Origin of the sequence: Micromonospora sp. HNM0581, assembly GCF_012726175.1 — a bacterium.
Lineage (GTDB): Bacteria > Actinomycetota > Actinomycetes > Mycobacteriales > Micromonosporaceae > Micromonospora.
The window spans coordinates 33,852-52,957 of sequence record NZ_JAASAD010000016.1 but is presented as its reverse complement, the minus strand read 5'-3'; the positions used below and the strand labels follow the sequence as shown (position 1 = coordinate 52,957).

Sequence of the window (19,106 nt, the reverse complement as noted above, 5' to 3'; positions counted from 1 at the left end):
CGTCGGTAGTACAGCAAGGGGGGACGTGTACAGATGGGCATGATCACTGACTGGCCGTCGTTGGCGGCGTGTCAGAACGGGGACCCGGACGCGTTGTTCGTACAGGGCGCCGAACAGAACGTGGCCAAGCGGATCTGCCGGAGCTGCCCAGTTCGGTACGAATGCCTGGCCGACGCGCTGGACAACCGGATCGAGTTCGGTGTGTGGGGCGGCATGACCGAACGGGAACGTCGCGCGCTGCTGCGTCGCCACCCCCAGGTCACCAGCTGGCGCAAAATGTTCGAGGCGGCGATGAAGAAGAACGCCAAGGACAAGGCCGGCAAGGACAAGATCCTGGCCGTGGCCGGCAACTGAGCAACCGGCACGGTCGGCCGCGGCTCACGCCGGACGACCGTCGGTCAGCGCCGGCTGACCGCCGCCGCGATCGTCCGCAGCCCGTCGACGTCGTGCACGTCGGCGGGCTGCGCTGTCACCGACACCGACGGCACCTGCGGAAACGCCTCGACGAACCGTGCCGCCACCCGCTGCTCGCGGACCGCCTGCTCGGCCAGGGCGGCGTGTGCGCGCAACACCTCGACGGTGCCCTCGTGGCCACCGGCTGCGGCCAACCGGTCAGCGGCGGCGCGGCTCTCGGGCGCGCCCAGCCCCACCACCGTCGGCTGGTGCACCCGGTTGAGCACCAGCCCGGCGAGCGGCATCTTCTCCGCCCGCAGCCGACCGGCGAAATAGGCGGCCTCCCGGACCGCGTCCGGCTCCGGGGCCGCGACCAGCAGGAAGGCCGTTTCGCGCGCCTGCAGGATGCGGTACGTCTGTTCGGCGCGCTGCCGGAACCCGCCGAACATCGAGTCGAGTGCGGCGACGAAACCCGACAGGTCAGTCAGCAGCTGCGTGCCGATCACCTTCTGCACCACCCGGGAGAACATCCCGAAGGACGCCGTGACCAAGCTGAACATGCTGCGACCGCCGGTACGCGCCGGAGCCAGCAGCAGCCGCAGCATCCGCCCGTCGAGAAACCGCGACAACCGGGCTGGCGCGTCGAGGAAGTCGAGGGCCGAGCGGGACGGAGGGGTGTCCACCACGATCAGGTCCCACTCGCCACGCGCGTGCAACTGGCCGAGCTTCTCCATCGCCATGTACTCCTGCGTGCCGGCGAACGTGGAGCTCATAGCCTGGTAGAACGGGTTGGCGAAAATCTCTGCCGCCTTCGCCGGATCGGTGTGCGTCAACACCACGTCGTCGAAGGTGCGCTTCATGTCGAGCATCATGGCGTGCAGTTCGCCGCCGCTCCCCTCGACGTCGATTCCCTTGACCTGTCGTGGCGTATTGTCCAGCTCGGTCAGGCCGAGGGACTGAGCCAGCCGCCGCGCCGGGTCGATGGTGAGCACCACCGTGCGGCGGCCGTGCTGTTCGGCGGCGCGCAGTGCGAGCGCGGCAGCAGTGGTCGTCTTGCCGACTCCGCCAGCACCGCAGCAGACCACGATCCGGACACCCGGGTCAGCCAGGATCCGGTCGACGTCCAGCGGCGGCGCGGCGTTGTCGGAAGGCACCAATCGAGCGTATCGGGCCGACCGGCTCCGCGCCGGGCCGAGGCGAGGTGTGGGTCAGGCGCCGTGGACCAGCGCGGCGGAGAGCGTCTCCAAACCGGCCCGGTCCACCCCGTCGGGCAGCAGGGGCAACTCGACGAGGGGCACACCCAACTCCGCGAGATCCGTGCGGAGCGAATCCTCGAGATCCCGGCGGATGATCAGATCCCGCGCCTCGTCGCGCAGGCCGGTGACGACTTCCTCGCCGGCCGGTAGCCCCGCCGCACGCAGGCCCCGCGCCAACGCCGCCTCGGTGACCAAGCCGCCGGCAGGCAGCGGTGCCCGGGTCCCGTTGACGATGACCCGGCCCACCCCGAAACCCAGCGAGGTCAGTTCGGCGATCGCGTCGACGGTCTCCTGGACCGGCATCTCCTCCAACAGGGTCACCACGTGCACCGCCGTCATCGGTGAGCGCAGCAGCGCGGACACCCCCTCGCTCTGCGTCTTGATCGGCCCGATCTTGGCCAGCCGGGCGGTTTCGGCGGTGACGTTCAGAAACCGCCCGATCCGGCCGGTGGGCGGTGCGTCGAGCACCACCGCGTCGTACACTCGCCGCTTGTCGACCGTGCGGGTGGTGGCCTCCTTGACCTTGCCGGTGAGCAGTACGTCACGCAGACCCGGAGCGATCGTGGTGGCGAAGTCGATCGCCCCGAACTTGCGTAGTGCCCGGCCTGCGGCGCCAAGTTTGTAGAACATGTCGAGGTATTCGAGCAGCGCCTCCTCGGCGTCGACCGCCAGCGCGGACACCCGCCCGCCGCCGGGCGCGTCGGCCAGAGGTCGTTCGGCGTACGGCAGCGGGTCGGTGCCGAAGAGCTGCGAGATGCCCTGCCGCCCCTCCACCTCCACCAGCAGGGTGCGTCGCCCACCGCCGGCCAGCCCCAGGGCCAATGCGGCGGCAACGCTGGTCTTGCCCGTGCCGCCCTTGCCGGTCACCACGTGCAGTCGGGCAGACCAGTCGATGCCGGTCCGGTCAGTCGGTCGCTGCGCTGCTCCCACCCGTCGAGCCTATCCATCCGGAGTGCTCAGGCGACGTCGCAGACCCACCAGCCGGTCTTGCGGATCACCGTGAAGCGCAGGTCCTGGTCGGCGATCTTCTCGTCAGCGGTGGTCACGGTCACGGTGGTGGTGACTGTCGCCCGGTCGCCGGTCTCGTTGTCCACCGTCGGGGTGTCCCAGCGGAACCGGGGGCTCCGGTATGTCGAGACGTACTCTTCCACCTCGGCCACCTTGGCCCGGATCTTTTCCGGGTCGCGTGCGGCGGTGCAGACCAGCCCCGACGCCCTGACAGCATCCCGCTCCTGGTAGATCGCGGTCAGGAAGTCGTCGACCGCCACCGACGGATCCGGTGCGCCCTCACCTGATTCGGTGTCGCGCAGGGTGAGGAAAGCGGCCACTCCGCCTCCGGCGCAGAGCAGCAGCACCACGACCAGCGTGAGCGAGGCCAACAGCGGTCCACGCCGACGCGGCGACTGGGCCGGTGAGTGCTGCGGCCGGTACCCGGCCTCCTCCGGCGGCGTGCCGCCGGAGGCCGATGGCGAGGACCTAGTCGGCGGGAGGTCGGTGGGGCCGGTCGGGTCGCCTGCGGGTGGCTGGGTCATGGTCCCCCCGGGTGCGGCGCAGCACCACGTACCGGCGGTGTGCGCGGGATCGGGTGGCCGGGCCGGGCGCCCGTCCAGACGGGAAGGGTAGCGGTCCGCGGTACCGCCGCGGACAGCCCGGTGTGTCTGATCCTGCGATGACCATCAGCTTTCGGCTGTTCTGGTGTCGCAAATGTGACCGAAGGCGATCAGGCGTGCGCGTCCTGTTGATGCGATCGGTGCACCGGTCCTACGGTCGCTCCGGCACGCCCCGGTCCGGGCCGGGCGGATGGGACCGGACCGGTGAGCGGCGCCGTGACCAGGTACGACGCCCGGAGGCAGTGCATGCGTGACACGGACAACACCCCCCGAGCACAGTTCCCCGTCGGGCCGCGGCGGGGCAGCCGGACGGCGGGCGGAGACTCCCCCGGCGGGCGGCCGATCAACGAACGGCCGTACCGGCGTTACGTCGAGCCGGTCACGAGTGCCGAGCCGGCTGGTGGGCGGGAGGAGGACGGCCCCGGGTACGTCATCCACCTACCCATCCGGGTGACCGATCTGGCTGCCGCCACGGCGTTGGCCGGTCGGCTGGCCACCTCGCTGAACTTCCTGCTCGAACTCGACGCCGGCGAGACGGAGGTGTCGACCGCCGACGACCAGAACAACCGGCACCGGGTCTTCTGCGACCTGCTGCTGCCGGACCGCACGCGCTGCCCCCAGCCCTACGAGCACGCCGGTCCCTGTGGTGAACTGCCGACAGCGCCCGAGCAGCGGGCCGCACCCGAACACCGGCCCGAGGTTGAGCAGCGTCCCGCGCCTCGACCGGCCGGTGGACCGTAGGCTGTGTCCCGAAGTGTTCACGCCACCGAGGGAGCCCTCCACCGATGCAGAAATGGGAATACGCCACCGTTCCGTTGCTGGTCCACGCGACCAAGCAGATCCTCGACAACTGGGGTGAGGACGGCTGGGAACTGGTCTCCGTCGTTCCGGGGCCGAACCCGGAGCAACTGGTCGCCTACCTGAAGCGCCCGAAGGCGTGACGTCGTGAACAACGGACCCCACGCCAGGCTCGCGGAACTCGGTCTGGAGTTGCCGGAGGTGGTGCCCCCGGTAGCGAGCTACCTGCCGGCGGTGCAGTCCGGGCAGCACGTGTACGTCTCCGGGCAACTGCCGACGGCCGAGGGCAAGCTCCTGGCCACCGGTAAGGTCGGCGCTGGCGTCTCCGCCGAGCAGGCCAAGCAGTTGGCCCAGCGCTGCGCACTCAACGCCCTCGCCGCGATCGACTCGCTTGTCGGCCTGGAGAACGTCGTCAAGGTCGTGAAGCTGACCGGCTTCGTCGCCAGCGCGACCGGCTTCACCGGGCAACCCGGGGTCATCAACGGTGCCTCGGACCTGCTCGGCACCGTCTTCGGCGAGGCGGGACGGCATGCCCGGTCCGCTGTCGGCGTCGCGGAACTCCCGTTGGACGCGCCGGTCGAGGTCGAGGTGATCGTCGAGGTCTCCTGACCGCTGCGATCTTGCAGTTTCCGGCCGGACGAAGGCCCCTGACGAGGACGAATCGGGGACCGGGACTGCAAGATCGCGGGGGTGCGTCCGCGGAGTCGTACGATCGCAGCCATGGGAGGGCATGTGACGGGGGCGGTGACCGCCCTCGCCAGCGAACTGCCGGACTGGGTCACCCTGCTGCGGGCACCGAACCCGGGGCCGATGACGCTGGACGGCACCAACACCTGGCTGCTGCGGGCGCGGCCCGGCGAGCCGGCCGTGGTGGTCGACCCGGGGCCGGCTGACGAGGCACACCTCGCGGCGATCGTCGCGCAGGGGCCGATCGGGTCGGTGCTGATCACCCATGGCCACCCGGACCACACCGAAGGCTCGGCGCGCCTGCACGAACTGCTCGGCGGGGTGGACGTCGTGGCCGCCGACCCGGCACACACCATCGGCGGTACGCCACCTGCCGGTTCAGGGCGTGACCTGGGCGTTCCCGGCCTCAGCATCGATCTGCTCGCCACCCCCGGGCACACCGCCGACTCGCTCTGCTTCCTCGTCGAGCGGGACGGTCAGCGGGTGGTCCTCACCGGTGACACGATCCTCGGCCGGGGGACCACAGTCGTGGCACATCCGGATGGTCACCTCGGCGACTACCTGAACAGTCTGGAGTTGCTCTCGGCGTACCGGGGCGTGCCGGTGTTGCCGGGGCACGGCCCGGCGCTGGCCGACTGCGGGGCCGCCGCCGACTCCTACCTCGCCCACCGCCGTGCCCGCCTGGAGCAGGTCCGGACGGCACTGGCCACTGGCGCGCGGACCGCGGCCGAGGTCGTCGCCATCGTCTACGCCGACGTGGACCGGTCGCTGTGGTGGGCGGCGGAATGGTCGGTACGTGCCCAGCTCGAATACCTGGGCCGGGAATCCGACGGCGGCGACGCGAGGTTGGGTCCAGCGTGACCTGCCCGGTGTGCGGAACCGTCGCCGTGCCCGGCGCCCGGTTCTGCCACAGCTGCGGAGCCGCGCTGCCGGCCGCCGCGACCCTGCCCGCCGCCGAGCGCCGAGTGGTGACCGTGCTCTTCGGTGACCTGTCCGATTTCACCTCGTGGTCGGAGGATCTCGACCCGGAACGGGTCGGTGCGGTCACCGACCGGGTGCTGGCCGCGCTGGCGGGGGCGGTCAAGACCTTCGGCGGGCACGTGGACAAGCTGACCGGTGACGGCATCATGGCGGTCTTCGGTGCCCCGGTGGCTCACGAGGACGACGCCGAGCGGGCGGTACGCGCCGCGTTGTCCATGCAACGGGCGGTCCGTCGGGTGCTCGACGACGAGCGGGGCGGCGGTGCGCCACTGGGACTGCGGGTCGGGCTGAACACCGGCGACGTGATCGCCGGCATCCAGGCCGCCATCGAGTACACCGTCATCGGCGACACGGTGAACACCGCCGCCCGGCTGGCCGACGCCGCCGCCGTCGGCGCGGTCTACGCGGGTGGGCGTACCGCCGCGGCGACCCGGCACGTGGCGAGCTGGCGGGCGTTGCGCCCGTTGCGGCTCAAGGGCAAGCGCGAACCGGTCGAGGCGTACGAGCTGCTCGGCCTGTTGGATGCCCCCGGCACCCGCTCAGGGCTGGGCGACGAGGCACCGTTCGTGGGCCGGGAGACCGAGATCGGTCGGGTCGCCGGCCGACTCGCCGAGGTGATCGACCGTACCGAGCCACGGGTGCTGCTGATGACCGCCGAGGCGGGCATCGGCAAGTCCCGTTTCGCCGCCGAGGTGGAACGGCTCGCCGCCGGCTACGACGTCGGCGCCGGTCGGTACGCAGCGCACACCGGCGCCCGGGTCCTGTCGGTGCGCTGCGCGGCGTTCGGTGAGCGTCGCCGGTTGGCTCCCCTCGCCGATCTGGTACGTGCCGCGACGGGGTTACCCAACGACACCGCGACCGCGGTGACCCGGGCGGCCGTGGAGGAGCGGCTGCGCCGGCTCGGGCAACGACTCAGTCGTACCCGCACGGATCCGGCTCCGGTCGCCACAGATCAACTGCTCGCTCTGCTCGGGTACGCGGAGCTGCCCAGTGGCGGCCCGACGGACCAGGGCGAGTGGAGCAGCACCCAGCCGCCGGCCGACGCCGATGCGGTGCCCAACGCGGTGGCCGACCTGCTCAGCGCACTCGCCGACGAAGCACCGCTGGTGGTGCTCGTCGACGATCTGCACGACGCCACCGCAGAGACCATGGGCGCGCTGGAGGTCACCCTGTCCCGGCTCACCGGGCCGGTGCTGGTGCTGCTGCTCGGACGGCCCGAGCTGGTCCGTACCGCCGGCACACTGGCCCGGGTCTCCGACGCCGAGGTGCAGCCCCTGCCACCGCTGCGAGGTGCCGACGCGGCCCGGCTACTGACCAGCTATCTCGGCGGGGGACGGCTTCCCCAGCCCGACGCCGACCGGCTGCTCGCCACCGCCCAGGGCAACCCCTTCTACCTGGCGGAACTGGTCACCCTGCTGATGGAGCGTGGCGCGCTCACCGTGGGGCCACGCAACAGCTGGCGGCTGGCGCCCGGCTCGCTCGGCAGCCGACTGCTCTCCCGGGACCTCGCGGCGGTGCTCGCCGCCCGGATCGATGCCCTGCCCGCCGAGGCCCGTTCGGTACTGCGGGACGCCGCGGTGGTCGGCGACACCGTGCCGGACGGTGCGCTTCAGGCGCTGCGGGAGCAGCGCACCGGTCGGGACGGTCGACCGGCCGCCGTCGCCGCCGTCGAGCTGGAACGGGCCGTGGAGGAACTACTGCAGCGCAGGATGCTGCACCGCACCCGCAGCGGCTACGCCTTCGCCACCCCGTTGATGCGGGAGGCCTCCTACTCCGGCATCAGCAAGGCGGAGCTGGCGGAACGGCATGCCGCGCTCGCGCGCTGGGCGGCTCCGGAGACCGAGGTCGCCGGCCCGAGCGGTCCGGGTGGTTTCCCGGAGGCGGCCCGGGACGACTTCGTGGCCGAGCACGTCGAGCGGGCCACCACGTTGGCTGACGCGGTCACGCTACGACCGGACGCGTCAGCGCGTGCGGTCGTCCCACTGGGTGTGGCGGCGCTCGGCCGGGCCACCCGCCGGGCGCTGCACGCGGGGGAACCCGCGCTCGCCGTCGAGTACGCCGAACGCGCCACCGAGCTGGCACGTGACGGGATCCCCGCGATCGACCGGGTGGCGCACGCCCGGGCACTGCTTCAGGTCGGGCGGGCCGCTGATGCGCTCGCGTCGGCCGAGAAGATCGCCGCGAATGCGGGAGATCCGGCGACGCGGGCCAGCGCCCTGCTGCTCGCCGGGCAGGCCCAGCAGGTGATGGGTGACCTACGACGGGCCGAGTCCTACTGGCGGGAGGCGCTTCAGGTGGCCGACGACGCCGAGCTGCCCACCCTGCGTGCCTCGGCGATGCGTCGGCTGGGTATGGCCGACTTTCTGGTCGGCCGGCTCAGCCAGGCCAGTAGCCGGCTCGCGGCCGCGTACCAGGTGAGCCTCGCCGTGCAGGACCGCCGGGGCCAGGCGTGGTCGTTGCAGAACCTGGCCTGGGTGACCACCACCCGGGGCGACTTCGCCGGTACGGACGCGGTGCTCGGCCGGGCTGCCCGGCTCTTCGCCGAGCTGAAGGATCCGTACGGGCGGGCGTGGCTGCGCGGTACCACCGCCTTCGCCCGGCTGCTCGCCGGTCGGCTGCGGGAGGCGCGCCGGCTGGCCAGGATCTTCCTACCGTTCGGTGAACGGGTCGGCGAGGCGTGGGCGGTGGGCACCTTGCGGGCGGTCGACGCGTACGCCAACGCCGAGCTGGGTGAGCTGGTCGACGCCGACCGGGAGGCCAGGCGGGCGTACCGGGACTTCGCTGCCGCGTCGGACGACTGGGGGCAGGGCTTCGCGCTCGTCGTCCGGGGCGTGGTCGCCCGTGGACTGGGTGAGCCGGAGCACGCTGCGGACCTGCTCACCGATGCGCTCGCCTACGCTAACCGGACCGCTCACCCACTGCTCACCGGGATGGCCGGCACCCTACGCGGTTTCGTCGCGTTGGAGATGGGTGACGTGGCCGCCGCCGAGCGGGACGCGCGGGCGGTGCTCACCACAGTGGACCCGCACAATCCGCAGGCACCGGCACAGGTGGCTCCCCGGGTGCTGCTGGCCACCGCCCGGTTGGCGGCGGGCGACTCCGGTACCGCCGTCGGCCTGCTCGCCCCGGTCGCCACGATGGCGGCCACCACCCCGGCACTGCTTTTCTCGCGGCGGCAGTCGATGGCGCGTTACTCCTCGGCCCTGCTCGCTCAGGGCCAGCGCGAACAGGCGTTGGACTGGGCCCGTCGGGCGGTGCGGGCACCGGCCGAGGACGTCCGTAGCCAGGTGATCGCGGCCAGTGTGCTGGCTGAGGCATTGGCCGCCTGCGGACGGCCGGCGGAGGCGAAGGCTGGTGCCGAGGATGTGGTCCGGTTGGCGTACGCCACCGAGCAGCGCAGCGAACGGGTTGCCGCGGAGGCGCTGCTGAACCGGCTGCGTACCCCCGGCTGACCGCATCCGACGTAGCTGCGGCGGTGTCGTCGGAGTGCCTGCGTTCCGAACGCGAGGTCCGGCAGCGTCATCTGACCCGGACGGGTGGGGCCCACCGGCCGTCCGGTCGGTCGGTGCCCGGTGCGGAATTGACGGTTCCGGGGATGTGGCCGACAGGGGCTGACCGCTAGCGTGTCTGGTGCACGCGGCCGTCGCTGTCGTCGGTCGTGCCGTCGAGGGGGGCGAAGATGAGGCTGCCGCGTTCGGTTGCGGGTTGGACGATCGCGGTGTTCGGTGTGCTGGCGCTGGCGATGGGGGCGGTCGGTCTGCTCTGGCCGGAGGCGCTGCTGCGGATGCTCGGCTTCGAGATTCCGCCCAGCCGTGCACCGGGTGACTACACGGGTGTCTTCGTGACGGCCTCTTCGATGGCGTCGTTCAACATGGGGGTCTACTACCTGCTCGCCACGGCCACCGAGTGGCGTGTCTTCTACCGCTTCACAGTGGTGTTCCGGCTTGTCACGTTCACGGTCTTCACCCTCGCGGTGCTGGCCGACGTCGCACCGGGGCGGTTCTTCGGGGTGGCGCTCTGGGAGGGTGTGGGTGCGGTGGCGACGGCCGGCGGTCTCTGGTGGGATGCGCGTCGGTCTGCGGGCGCAGGTGCGGCCGGCGTCCCTGGGGCCACCGCAGCGGCGGGCGGGATCGGATCGACCCACGACGAGCCGGCGTCGGACGGCCCCAGCGGTGCCGGGACACCGGTTGTGGGACCGGCCACCGATGCGGTTCGGTGAGCGGCCGGCAGAGTTCGGTATTTTCGAGATTGTGACCGACACCCCGCCCGGCGCCCTGCCGACGCCCATCGTGCCTGGTCTGACTGGTTTGCAGGTGTTTGCCCGGGGTGGTTACGCCACTGTGTACCGGGCGACGCAGATCTCGGTGGGTCGCGAGGTCGCCGTCAAAGTGGAGAACCGGACTCTGGCCAGCGACCGGGACCAGGCCCGTTTCCTGCGCGAGGCGCGTGCGGCCGGCCGGATGTCGTCGCACCCGCACGTGGTCGACCTCTTCGACGTCGGCGTCACCATCGACCAGCACCCGTACCTCATCATGGAACTCTGCGACGGTTCGTACGCCGAACGGATGCGTAACTCACCGCTCGGCGCCGTCGAGGCCCGCGATCTCGGTATCAAGATCGCGGATGCGGTCGCCCACTCGCACGCCGCCGGAGTGCTGCACCGCGACGTCAAGCCGGCGAACATCCTCCACTCGCACTTCAACCCGGCCGTGCTTGCCGACTTCGGGCTGGCCGTGGTCGCCGAGATGCGGGACGCCTCCGTCGCGCTGGAGGTGCTCACGCCGGCGTACGCGCCGCCAGAGATGTTCAGTCACAGCCCGCCCTCGCCGGCCGTCGACGTGTACGCGCTCTGCGCCACGCTGTACGCGGTGATGCACGGCCGGCCACCGCGCTGGCAGAGCGAGCGGAACCCGAGCCTGGTCACCGTGCTGGAGATGTTCAACCAGCCGATCCCTGGCCTGCCCGGCGTCCCCGAGGACCTGATCGACGTGCTGCGTACCGGCATGGCGAACGACCCTGGGGCCCGCCCGTCCGCCGCGGAACTGCGCGATCTGCTCACCAATCTCACGCTCGACGGCTCCGGCGGCGGGGCGAGCCCCCGGGTGTCACCTGTCGGCGGTGCCGCCACCGGCAGCCACGATGCCGGCCGCGCGGCCCCGCCGGTGGAGAGCGGCTCCACGGAGCGGCGTCGTCGCCGTCGTTGGTTCCTCGGGGCTGCGGGGGCGGTCGCTCTCGCCGCCTCGGCGGGGGTGGGCGCCTGGGCGGCCGGTGGCGGACCGTCACCGCAGCCCAGCATGCCGGCCCGTCCGGCGGCAACCGGGATGCTTCGCCCGGGCTGCGCCACTCATCAGGAGGTGCTTCCCGCCGGGACGCAGTGCGCGCCGGAGCTGGAGTGCTTCGGGCCGGTGCAGGTACGTGGCCAGCGGGCCGAGGCCACCCGCATGCCCTGCGATGCCCGGCACACCTGGGAAAGCTACGCCCAGGGGCAGCTGCCGGTCGCGTTGGTCGGGGCCGGCCACGACGAGATCGTCGCGGATCACCAAGTGCGCCAGGTCTGCAACGAGAAGACGTTCCGGCTGGTCAGCGGCCTACGCCAGGTCGCTGGATGGAATCTTGAGGTGTTGCCGCCGGCTGACGCGCAGATCGACCCCACCTACCGTTGTCTGGCCGGGCGGGGCTTGAACGGGTTGGCTTCACCCACGCTCACCGGCGGCTGACACGTCCCGGTCAGGGTTCACGCCGATCGTGTCGACGCCTCTCCCGCATCGCGCGGACGGCCTCCCGATCGCCGAGGATTTCGAGCGTGTCGGCATCGATACTGGACCGCTCGATCCCGGGCCTCACGTACGGCTTCCCACGCTCCGGTCGAGCAACCGGATCACGCTGCCGGGCGGCGGTGACGGCGACTCCTGCGACGGTGGCGAGCAGAACGAAGAGCAGCGCCCCGGCCACGCCGAGCAGATCCTGCCGGCGGCCGACCAGCAACGCCGCGAGCAGCCAGAACGCCGCCAGGGCCGCGACCACCGCCACGGTCCGTGCGTCGGATCCTGGGAACCGTTTCACAGGTCCAGAATGTCGGAGATTGCCGACCTGTCAACAGCGGACAGCTTCATCATGCGGAACAGCTGACGAACAACAGCTTGCCGGAGGAAGGTCCTGCATTGGCAGAGGCTGGAGAGTCGGAAATGCGCTTCTGCGGACGGCGACTCAGGACGACTTGACCTGGCCAAGGAGGTGCTGGGCGACGAAGTTGAGAATCATCTCCCGGCTCACCGGGGCGATCCGACCGGCCCGGACCGCACCGAGCAGTGTCGCCACCCCGTACTCGGTGGTCATGCCGGCGCCGCCGAGCACCTGGACGGCCGTGTCCACCGCCAGGGCCGCCGCCTCGCCGGAGGCGTACTGGCCGAACGCCCAGGTCGAGCCGCCGGGTGCGGTCAGTCCACCTGGACCGGTGCCGTGGGCACCGCCCGGCCGTGGGTGGCGAAGTTGAACACCGCGCGGGTGGTTGGCACCGGTCAGACGCGGGCGCGGCGGGCCAGGCGCTCCGGGTCGAGGATGATGATGCTCTTGCCGTCCAGTCGGAGCCAGCCGCGCGAGGCGAAATCCGCGAGGGCCTTGTTCACCGTCTCCCGAGAGGCGCCGACAAGCTGGGCGATCTCCTCCTGGGTCAGGTCGTGCGTCACCCTCAGCACGCCACCGTCGCGGGTGCCGAAGCGCCCCGCCATCTGGAGCAGGTTCTTGGCCACCCGGCCGGGCACGTCCGTGAAGATCAAATCCGCCAGTGCGTCGTTGGTCCGGCGCAGCCGGCGGGCCAGCACCCGCAGCAGCTGCTCGGCGATCTCCGGCCGGTTGTTGAGCCACGGCCGCAGCGCCTGCTTGCGCAGCCGGGCCAGCCGGCTGTCGGTGACCGCGGTCGCAGTCGCCGTACGCGGACCAGGGTCGAACAGCGACAGCTCGCCGACCATGTCCGACGGGCCCATCACGGCGATCAGGTTCTGCCGCCCGTCCGCAGCCCGCCGACCGACCTTGATCTTGCCGGACAGCAGGATGTAGAGACTGTCGCCGGGCTCGCCCTCGTTGAAGACCACCTCGCCCTTGCGGACCTCGATCGTCTCCATCTCCTTGGCGAGCGCCTCGGCCGCCTCCGGGTCGACACCCTGGAAGATCCCGCTGCGGGCCAGTACCTCGTCCATCGCGCACCTCCGGTTGCGCGTGCCGTCTGCTCGGCCTGGGTCCGCCGTCCGCTGATCCCTCGCGCGCCGACCAGTCTAGGCGCACGTGAGCAGGAATCAGAGGTGCACCCCTGGAATCTTGATCGTTCGGCGTAACCTGCCCGTCGTGATCACCCTGGGTATCCCGCAGCTGGTCAGGCCGGGACCGGCGGGGTGACGACCCGGACGTAGGGTCACCCCGTGCTGCCCGAGCCACTGCTGACCACCCGCCGCGAAGACGAATGCGACATCCCAGTGCTCATCTGGCGCACCGGGCGGCCGGTCCAGGCGGTCAGCTCCGCCCCGCTGGGCGGCGGGATCGGCGTTCGTCAGTGGGTGCTGAACGCGACGGTGCCCATGTCGTACGACCGGAACGACCCCGCCGACCACCTGACCGAAATGGCCCGGCAGTTGGGCCTCGACGGGCCCGGCGTGGGCCTGATGACCGGGGTCGACGTGGCCGAGGTGGCGCGACGGACCGACGCCGGGGTGCAGGTCTGGGCCACCGTCGGCCTGGGCACACCGGTGCCGGCGGCAGCACCCGCGGTCGCAGCTCCGGCGCAACGGGTCGGCACGGTGAACATCGTGGCCTACGTTCCGGCGCGGCTCGGCGACGCGGCGCTCGTCAACGCCGTCGCCACGGCCACCGAGGCGAAAGCGCAGGCGATCGGGGAGCTCGGGCTGCCCGGCACCGGTACGCCGACGGACACTGTCACGGTGCTCTGCCCACCGGACGGTCCGGCCGACGCCTACGGCGGACCCCGCTCCACCTGGGGGGCACCGCTGGCCCGAGCGGTACACGCCGCCGTGCGGACCGTGGGCGGCGACACTGTCGTCCCATGGTCGGATCGTCTCCGAGGTTGCCTTCTCTCACCCGATCGGCGGTCGTTCCGGTGATGTTCGGCCGGTAGGGTCGCGCACGATGTATGCTGCCGCCCCTTCCGCGCCCCGATCCCGTCGCCACACCCTGGCCGTTCTGGGGACACTCCTCGCCGCCCTGCTCCTCGCCGGCTGCGCGAGCAGCGACGGGGGGCCGCTCTGGCAGCCCGGCGGCGGAGAGGGCACACCTGTCGGATCGGCCACCCCAAAGGTCCAAAAGATCTCACTGTCCGCCACCGGTGACATCGTCATGGCCATGGCGCCCGACCGGCTGCCCCCCGACAACGGCGAAGGATTCTTCGACTCGGTGCGGAACGCACTCGCCGCCGACCTGGTGATGGGCAACCTGGAAGAGCCGTTGACGGTGGACACCGGGACCGGCAAGTGCGGTGCCGACTCCACCCGCTGCTTCCAGTTCCGGGCACCGCCGGAGTACGCCGGACACCTCGCCGACGCCGGTTTCGACCTGCTCAACCAGGCCAACAACCACGGGTACGACTTCGGGCCGCAGGGCTACGAGAACACCCAGAAGGCACTGGAGGAGCACGGGCTGGAACACACCGGGGCACCCGACCAGATCACGGTCGTCGAGGTGAAGGGCGTCAAGGTCGCCGTCGCCGGTTTTTCGTCGTACCGCTGGTCGAACAGCCTCACCGACATCCCGGCCGCCCAGAAGGTGATCGAAAAGGCGACCAACCTGGCCGACATCGTCGTGGTGCAGGTGCACATGGGGGCTGAAGGGTCAGAGATGACCCGGGTGCGGCCCGGCACGGAGACGTTCCTCGGCGAGAACCGCGGCGATCCGATCAAGTTCTCCCGCGCCATGATCGACGCTGGTGCCGACCTGATCGTCGGGCACGGCCCGCACGTGCTGCGCGGCATGGAGTTCTACCAGGGCCGGCTGATCGCCTACAGCCTGGGCAACTTCTCCGGCGGCGGCAACTCACTGAGCAACAACGGCCGTCTCGGCTGGGGCGGGGTGCTCAAGGTGTCACTCGAAGCAGACGGTACCTGGGCAGGTGGCTCCTTCACCTCCACCTACATGGACGGGGTCCGCAAGCCGACGATCGACCCCGACGCCCGTGGCCTCGGGCTGCTCCGCGACCTCACCGAGCTGGACTTCGCGGAGACCGGTGCCCGGTTCACCGACGCCGGGGAGATCAGCCCACCCGACGCGGACTGATCCCGGCGGCCCAGACGCCCGAACCGGCGACGTAGGCTGGCCGTCGTGACCAGAAGCGCCACCGAGACCGAGTTGGGTCGCACCCGTCGGGCGCGCCGGATCGGCCGCGTGCTCACCGAGACCCACCCTGACGCGCACTGCGAACTCGACCACCGCAACCCGCTCGAGCTGGCCGTCGCCACGATCCTGTCGGCCCAGTGCACCGACAGGAAGGTCAACGAGGTCACCCCGAAACTCTTCGCCCGCTACCCGAGCGCCGCCGACTACGCCGGGGCCGAGCGCGGCGAAATGGAGGAGATGATCCGTCCGACGGGCTTCTACCGCAACAAGACCAACTCGTTGATCCAGCTGGGTCAGGCCCTCGTCGAACGCCACGACGGACAGGTCCCCGGCCGCCTCGACGACCTGGTCACCCTGCCCGGGATCGGACGCAAGACCGCGAACGTCATCCTCGGCAATGCCTTCGACGTGCCCGGCATCACCGTCGACACCCACTTCCAGCGGCTGGTACACCGCTGGGCGCTGACCACCGAAACCGACCCGGTCAGGATCGAGCACGCAATCGGGGCGATGTTCCCGAAACGCGACTGGACCATGCTGTCGCACCGGATCATCTTCCACGGCCGCCGGGTCTGCCACGCCCGCAAGCCGGCCTGCGGGGCCTGCACCCTGGTGAAACTCTGCCCCTCGTACGGAACCGGGCCGATCGAGCCAGCCGCCGCCGCGAAGCTGCTGAAGGGCCCGCGCGCCCGGGACCTCGCCGTCGCCGCAGGTGTCGATCCCGAGCTGGTGCCGGTGCAGGCGGTGCGGGCGGAGGCACCATGAACCGCCGGCTCACGCTGCTGGCCCTGCCGCTGCTGCTGTCACTCGCGACCGCCTGCACAGCCGACCCCGAGAACCCCGCACCAGCCGGACGAGGCACAGCCGCCGCACGCCCGTCCCCCTTCGAGGGCTGCGCCGGCCTCACCGACGGACCGGCCGAACCCAGCGTCAGCGAGGTGACCGGTGACCCGCTGCCCGAGTTGACCCTCACCTGCTTCACCGGCGGGACACCGGTCGCCCTACGGGACATCCGCGGACCGGCCGTCGTGAACATCTGGGCCTCCTGGTGCCCACCCTGCCGTAAGGAACTCCCCGCCTTCCAGCGGCTACACGAACGCGCCGACGGGCAGCTGCGCGTCATCGGAGTGAACAGCCGGGACAGCCGCGAAGGCGCCCAGGCCATCGGAGAGGACTTCGGCGTACGGTTCCCGATGCTCGTCGACCAGGGCGAGGCGGTGCAGCGGGCACTGCGGCGCAACGCCGTCCCGCTGACCGTCCTCGTGGACGTCGAGGGCCGCATCCGGCACATCGACAGCTCCGGTGCCCTCGATGACGCCCGCCTGGCCGAACTCGTCCGCCGGCACCTCGGCCTCACGGTGCCGGCGTGAGCGGGCACGAACCGGCGGGACGCCAGGCACCGGGCTGGCTGGGGCCGCTGCTCGGTCGGCTCGGCACCGCGCGCACCGAGGATTTCACCCAGCTGCGTACGCCCGACCGCGGTGGCCGGGAGAGCGCCGTACTGGTACTGCTCGGCGAGGACGCCTCCTCGGGCCCGGATGTGCTGGTCCTCCAACGGGCCGCGACCCTGCGCAACCACGCCGGCCAACCCGCGTTCCCCGGCGGCGTGGCCGACCCGGAGGACCACGACGCCGCCGCCACCGCGCTGCGTGAGGCCAATGAGGAAGTCGGGCTCGACCCGACAAGCGTCACGGTGCTGGCCCAACTGCCGAGGCTGTGGATACCGGTGAGCGAATTCGTGGTGACTCCGGTGCTCGCCTGGTGGCACGCACCGCACCCGGTGGACTCCCGGGAACCTGCCGAAGTGGCGCATGTCGCCCGGCTGCCGATCGCTGAGCTCGTCGACCCGGACAACCGGCTCCAGGTACGACACCCCAGCGGCTGGACAGGTCCGGCTTTCTCCGTACGCGGGATGCTGGTCTGGGGATTCACGGCCGGGGTACTTGCCGCGTTGTTGGAGATGGGAGGTTGGAGTGGCCCGTGGTCGCGCGCCCGGGTCATCGACCTGCCGCCGGTCGGCGCCTTACCCGCCCCGTCGGCCGGCACCGACGAGGTCGACGAGAGCGCCCTGCGCTGACCTGACCGTCACCATCCGCATACGCGCGACTTCGCCTGGATCCCCCGCCCCGTACGCTTGAGCCGTGTCGGCCGTGGATCTCGTCCTGCTGTTGCTCATGCTCGTGTTCGCGATCAGCGGATACCGACAAGGGTTCGTCATCGGGGTGCTCTCCTTCTCCGGGTTCTTCCTGGGCGCCCTGATCGGTCTGCAGGTGGGCCCGCTGGTCGCCCAGCAGTTCGTGGACAGCGGCACCCGGGTGCTCATCTCACTCGTCGCCATCTTCGGCCTGGCCGTGGTGGGCCAGGCTCTGGCCGGCCTGCTCGGATCGCACCTGCGTCGCACCATCGCGAGTGACGTGGGGCGGCGGGCCGACGACGTCGGGGGCGCGTTCGTCTCGCTCTTCGCGGTGCTGCTGGTCGCCTGGCTGGTCGCCGTTCCGCTCGCGTCCTCCTCGGTGCCCTGGCTCGCCGCCTCGGTGAAGAGCAGCGCACTGCTCAACGTGGTCGATCGGGTGCTGCCCGACCAGGCGCAACAGCTCTCCACCGCGCTGCGCGACACCGTCGACACCAACGGCTTCCCGGACGTCTTCGACGGTCTGCGGCGTACCCAGGCCCGGCAGGTCGAGCCGCCCGACCCGGCGCTCGCCGGTTCCGAGGTCGTCGACAACGGTCGAAGTTCGGTGGTGAAGGTGCTCGGGTCGGCACCGAGCTGCTCGCGTCGGATCGAAGGGTCCGGTTTCGTGTACGCCGACGACCGGGTGATGACCAACGCGCACGTGGTCGCCGGCACCCGCACGGTCGCGGTGGAACTACAAGGGGACCGGTACGACGGTGAGGTGGTCGTCTACGACCCCGACCGGGACCTCGCCGTGCTCTACGTGCCAGGGCTGCCCGGCCCGTCGATGCGATTCGCCGCCGGCAACGCCTCCACCGGCGCGGACGCGATCGTGCTCGGGTTTCCGCTCGACGGGCCGTACAACGCCCAGTCGGCGCGGATCCGCGACGTCGACCGGATCACCGGCCCGGACATCTACTCGTCCGGCAACGTGAATCGGGAGATCTACACCATCCGGGCCCTGGTCCGCAGCGGCAACTCGGGTGGGCCGCTGCTCTCCTCGAACGGCCTGGTACTCGGGGTGATCTTCGCGGCGGCGGCCGACGACCCGAACACCGGCTTCGCGGTCACCGCCGCCGAGGCCCGACCGGTGGCGCTGGCCGGCGCCGCACGCACCCGGGGCACCGACACCGGTGACTGCACCTGACGGATGCTGCCGGGTCAACCTGACCCGGAGCTGACCGGACCGTGAGCGCGGTGGCGGTGGCGACGAGCACCGCCACCCCGAGCAGCCAACCGGCCAGCACGTCGCTGCTCCAGTGGACACCGAGCGCGACCCTACTGAACCCGGTCACCAGAGCGATCGTCAGCGCCCCGGCCCAGATCGCCGTCCGGGCGGCAGACCGGGGCCTGGTCCGGGGCAGGAACACCACCAGCAGGACCCCGGCGGCGAGCACCGCGTTCAACGCGTGGCCCGACGGGAAGGCCAGACCGGGTGCCTGCGCCACCGGATCGGACAGATCGGGTCGGTGCCGGCCGACGAGCAGTTTCAGTAGCGGCCCGAGCAGACCACCGAGCAGCATCGTGGACGCGGCCCATACCGCGAGTCGCCGCGCACCGTCGTGTGCCAGCCAGACCACCAGCACCAGCGCTGCGGCCCGCAGGGGCATCGGTGCGAAGGCGTCGGTCCACAGGCTCATCACCCGGACCCAGACCGGATGATCCAGGGCGTACCCGTGCAGGTGGGTGGTGATCGCCAGGTCGAGTCGGCGCAGCGGCGGCCAGCCACCCAGCACCAGCGTGGCGAGCAGCGCGAACGGTGCGACCAGCAGCACACCGTAGACGGTGTGGACCGGTCGCGCACCTGGCCGTCGGCCCCGCGGCTCTCGTCGCCGCGGACCGGTGTGCCGTGCCGTGCCGGCCCGTTCTGAG

The 19,106-nt window shown here is 71.4% G+C and carries 20 protein-coding genes and 1 pseudogene; 14 read left to right on the top strand and 7 right to left on the bottom strand.

Features of this window, described 5'->3' with window-relative positions; genetic code table 11:
• The first annotated feature begins 33 nt into the window (after nt 1-33).
• The gene (locus HCA58_RS18370; protein ID WP_169599078.1) at nt 34-354 is read left to right on the top strand and encodes a WhiB family transcriptional regulator; all 321 of its coding nucleotides are present in this window, start codon (nt 34-36) and stop codon (nt 352-354) included.
• A gap of 44 nt (nt 355-398) precedes the next feature.
• Here the strand turns inward: HCA58_RS18370 and HCA58_RS18365 are convergent, their stop codons facing one another.
• Genes HCA58_RS18365 through HCA58_RS18355 form a run of 3 tightly spaced genes read right to left on the bottom strand, consistent with a single transcriptional unit; the run spans nt 399 to nt 3,181 of the window.
• The gene (locus tag HCA58_RS18365) at nt 399-1,550 is read right to left on the bottom strand and encodes an ArsA-related P-loop ATPase (protein WP_205808994.1); all 1,152 of its coding nucleotides are present in this window, start codon (nt 1,548-1,550) and stop codon (nt 399-401) included.
• A gap of 51 nt (nt 1,551-1,601) precedes the next feature.
• Entirely contained in the window at nt 1,602-2,579 is a 978-nt protein-coding gene (locus HCA58_RS18360) for an ArsA family ATPase (RefSeq protein WP_169599076.1), read from the bottom strand.
• Nucleotides 2,580-2,605: 26 nt separating this feature from the next.
• Nucleotides 2,606-3,181, bottom strand: coding sequence for a hypothetical protein (locus tag HCA58_RS18355; protein ID WP_169599075.1), 576 nt, complete (start codon nt 3,179-3,181; stop codon nt 2,606-2,608).
• A 324-nt stretch (nt 3,182-3,505) separates the two neighbouring features.
• Between HCA58_RS18355 and HCA58_RS18350 the strand changes: the two genes are divergently transcribed.
• The 7 genes from HCA58_RS18350 to HCA58_RS18320 all read left to right on the top strand — a co-directional run bounded on the left by HCA58_RS18350 (nt 3,506) and on the right by HCA58_RS18320 (nt 11,442).
• Entirely contained in the window at nt 3,506-4,000 is a 495-nt protein-coding gene (locus HCA58_RS18350) for a hypothetical protein (RefSeq protein ID WP_169599074.1), read from the top strand.
• Nucleotides 4,001-4,044: 44 nt separating this feature from the next.
• Nucleotides 4,045-4,200 (top strand): DUF4177 domain-containing protein, encoded by a 156-nt coding sequence (locus tag HCA58_RS18345; protein WP_013736319.1) that lies wholly within the window; start codon nt 4,045-4,047, stop codon nt 4,198-4,200.
• 4 nt (nt 4,201-4,204) lie between these two features.
• Complete coding sequence (locus HCA58_RS18340; RefSeq protein WP_169599073.1) at nt 4,205-4,666, top strand: RidA family protein; 462 nt, start codon at nt 4,205-4,207, stop codon at nt 4,664-4,666.
• A gap of 111 nt (nt 4,667-4,777) precedes the next feature.
• A complete protein-coding gene (locus HCA58_RS18335) occupies nt 4,778-5,605 on the top strand; it encodes an MBL fold metallo-hydrolase (protein ID WP_169599072.1) in 828 nt (275 codons plus the stop codon).
• Entirely contained in the window at nt 5,602-9,177 is a 3,576-nt protein-coding gene (locus HCA58_RS18330; protein WP_169599071.1) for an adenylate/guanylate cyclase domain-containing protein, read from the top strand. The genes HCA58_RS18335 and HCA58_RS18330 overlap by 4 nt, the downstream gene beginning before the upstream one ends.
• Nucleotides 9,178-9,404: 227 nt before the next feature.
• A complete protein-coding gene (locus tag HCA58_RS18325) occupies nt 9,405-9,944 on the top strand; it encodes a hypothetical protein (protein ID WP_169599070.1) in 540 nt (179 codons plus the stop codon).
• A 31-nt stretch (nt 9,945-9,975) separates the two neighbouring features.
• Nucleotides 9,976-11,442, top strand: coding sequence for a serine/threonine-protein kinase (locus tag HCA58_RS18320; RefSeq protein WP_169599126.1), 1,467 nt, complete (start codon nt 9,976-9,978; stop codon nt 11,440-11,442).
• Nucleotides 11,443-11,452: 10 nt separating this feature from the next.
• Here the strand turns inward: HCA58_RS18320 and HCA58_RS18315 are convergent, their stop codons facing one another.
• The 3 genes and pseudogenes from HCA58_RS18315 to HCA58_RS18305 all read right to left on the bottom strand — a co-directional run bounded on the left by HCA58_RS18315 (nt 11,453) and on the right by HCA58_RS18305 (nt 12,921).
• Nucleotides 11,453-11,788, bottom strand: coding sequence for a hypothetical protein (locus HCA58_RS18315; protein WP_169599069.1), 336 nt, complete (start codon nt 11,786-11,788; stop codon nt 11,453-11,455).
• A 144-nt stretch (nt 11,789-11,932) separates the two neighbouring features.
• A pseudogene (locus HCA58_RS18310) lies at nt 11,933-12,130 on the bottom strand (acyl-CoA dehydrogenase family protein); the annotation flags it as partial.
• A 113-nt stretch (nt 12,131-12,243) separates the two neighbouring features.
• Entirely contained in the window at nt 12,244-12,921 is a 678-nt protein-coding gene (locus tag HCA58_RS18305) for a Crp/Fnr family transcriptional regulator (protein ID WP_013736306.1), read from the bottom strand.
• Between the two features lie 219 nt (nt 12,922-13,140).
• Here HCA58_RS18305 and HCA58_RS18300 point away from each other — a divergent pair, with 219 nt between their 5' ends.
• The 6 genes from HCA58_RS18300 to HCA58_RS18275 all read left to right on the top strand — a co-directional run bounded on the left by HCA58_RS18300 (nt 13,141) and on the right by HCA58_RS18275 (nt 18,381).
• Nucleotides 13,141-13,836 (top strand): adenosylcobinamide amidohydrolase, encoded by a 696-nt coding sequence (locus tag HCA58_RS18300; protein ID WP_169599068.1) that lies wholly within the window; start codon nt 13,141-13,143, stop codon nt 13,834-13,836.
• Nucleotides 13,837-13,861: 25 nt separating this feature from the next.
• The gene (locus HCA58_RS18295) at nt 13,862-15,001 is read left to right on the top strand and encodes a CapA family protein (protein WP_169599067.1); all 1,140 of its coding nucleotides are present in this window, start codon (nt 13,862-13,864) and stop codon (nt 14,999-15,001) included.
• Between the two features lie 45 nt (nt 15,002-15,046).
• Nucleotides 15,047-15,826 carry an endonuclease III gene (nth, locus tag HCA58_RS18290; protein WP_169599066.1) on the top strand — a complete coding sequence of 260 codons (780 nt, stop codon included), beginning with the start codon at nt 15,047-15,049 and terminating at the stop codon, nt 15,824-15,826.
• Complete coding sequence (locus HCA58_RS18285) at nt 15,823-16,431, top strand: TlpA disulfide reductase family protein (RefSeq protein WP_169599065.1); 609 nt, start codon at nt 15,823-15,825, stop codon at nt 16,429-16,431. The genes nth and HCA58_RS18285 overlap by 4 nt, the downstream gene beginning before the upstream one ends.
• Nucleotides 16,428-17,138 (top strand): CoA pyrophosphatase, encoded by a 711-nt coding sequence (locus HCA58_RS18280; RefSeq protein ID WP_169599064.1) that lies wholly within the window; start codon nt 16,428-16,430, stop codon nt 17,136-17,138. Before HCA58_RS18285 ends, HCA58_RS18280 begins: the two co-directional genes overlap by 4 nt.
• Nucleotides 17,139-17,202: 64 nt before the next feature.
• Nucleotides 17,203-18,381 (top strand): MarP family serine protease, encoded by a 1,179-nt coding sequence (locus HCA58_RS18275; protein WP_169599063.1) that lies wholly within the window; start codon nt 17,203-17,205, stop codon nt 18,379-18,381.
• Here the strand turns inward: HCA58_RS18275 and HCA58_RS18270 are convergent.
• On the bottom strand, nt 18,302-19,009 hold the full coding sequence (locus HCA58_RS18270) for a phosphatase PAP2 family protein (RefSeq protein WP_346776035.1): 708 nt from the start codon (nt 19,007-19,009) through the stop codon (nt 18,302-18,304). The genes HCA58_RS18275 and HCA58_RS18270 overlap by 80 nt on opposite strands.
• Nucleotides 19,010-19,106: the final 97 nt, after the last annotated feature.

Coding starts and splice junctions, on each gene's coding strand:
- HCA58_RS18355 (WP_169599075.1), bottom strand. CDS start 3,181: ATGACCCAGCCACCCGCAGGCGACCCGACCGGCCCCACCGACCTCCCG.
- HCA58_RS18350 (WP_169599074.1), top strand. CDS start 3,506: ATGCGTGACACGGACAACACCCCCCGAGCACAGTTCCCCGTCGGGCCG.
- HCA58_RS18325 (WP_169599070.1), top strand. CDS start 9,405: ATGAGGCTGCCGCGTTCGGTTGCGGGTTGGACGATCGCGGTGTTCGGT.
- HCA58_RS18335 (WP_169599072.1), top strand. CDS start 4,778: ATGGGAGGGCATGTGACGGGGGCGGTGACCGCCCTCGCCAGCGAACTG.
- HCA58_RS18370 (WP_169599078.1), top strand. CDS start 34: ATGGGCATGATCACTGACTGGCCGTCGTTGGCGGCGTGTCAGAACGGG.
- HCA58_RS18295 (WP_169599067.1), top strand. CDS start 13,862: ATGTATGCTGCCGCCCCTTCCGCGCCCCGATCCCGTCGCCACACCCTG.
- HCA58_RS18285 (WP_169599065.1), top strand. CDS start 15,823: ATGAACCGCCGGCTCACGCTGCTGGCCCTGCCGCTGCTGCTGTCACTC.
- HCA58_RS18305 (WP_013736306.1), bottom strand. CDS start 12,921: ATGGACGAGGTACTGGCCCGCAGCGGGATCTTCCAGGGTGTCGACCCG.
- HCA58_RS18345 (WP_013736319.1), top strand. CDS start 4,045: ATGCAGAAATGGGAATACGCCACCGTTCCGTTGCTGGTCCACGCGACC.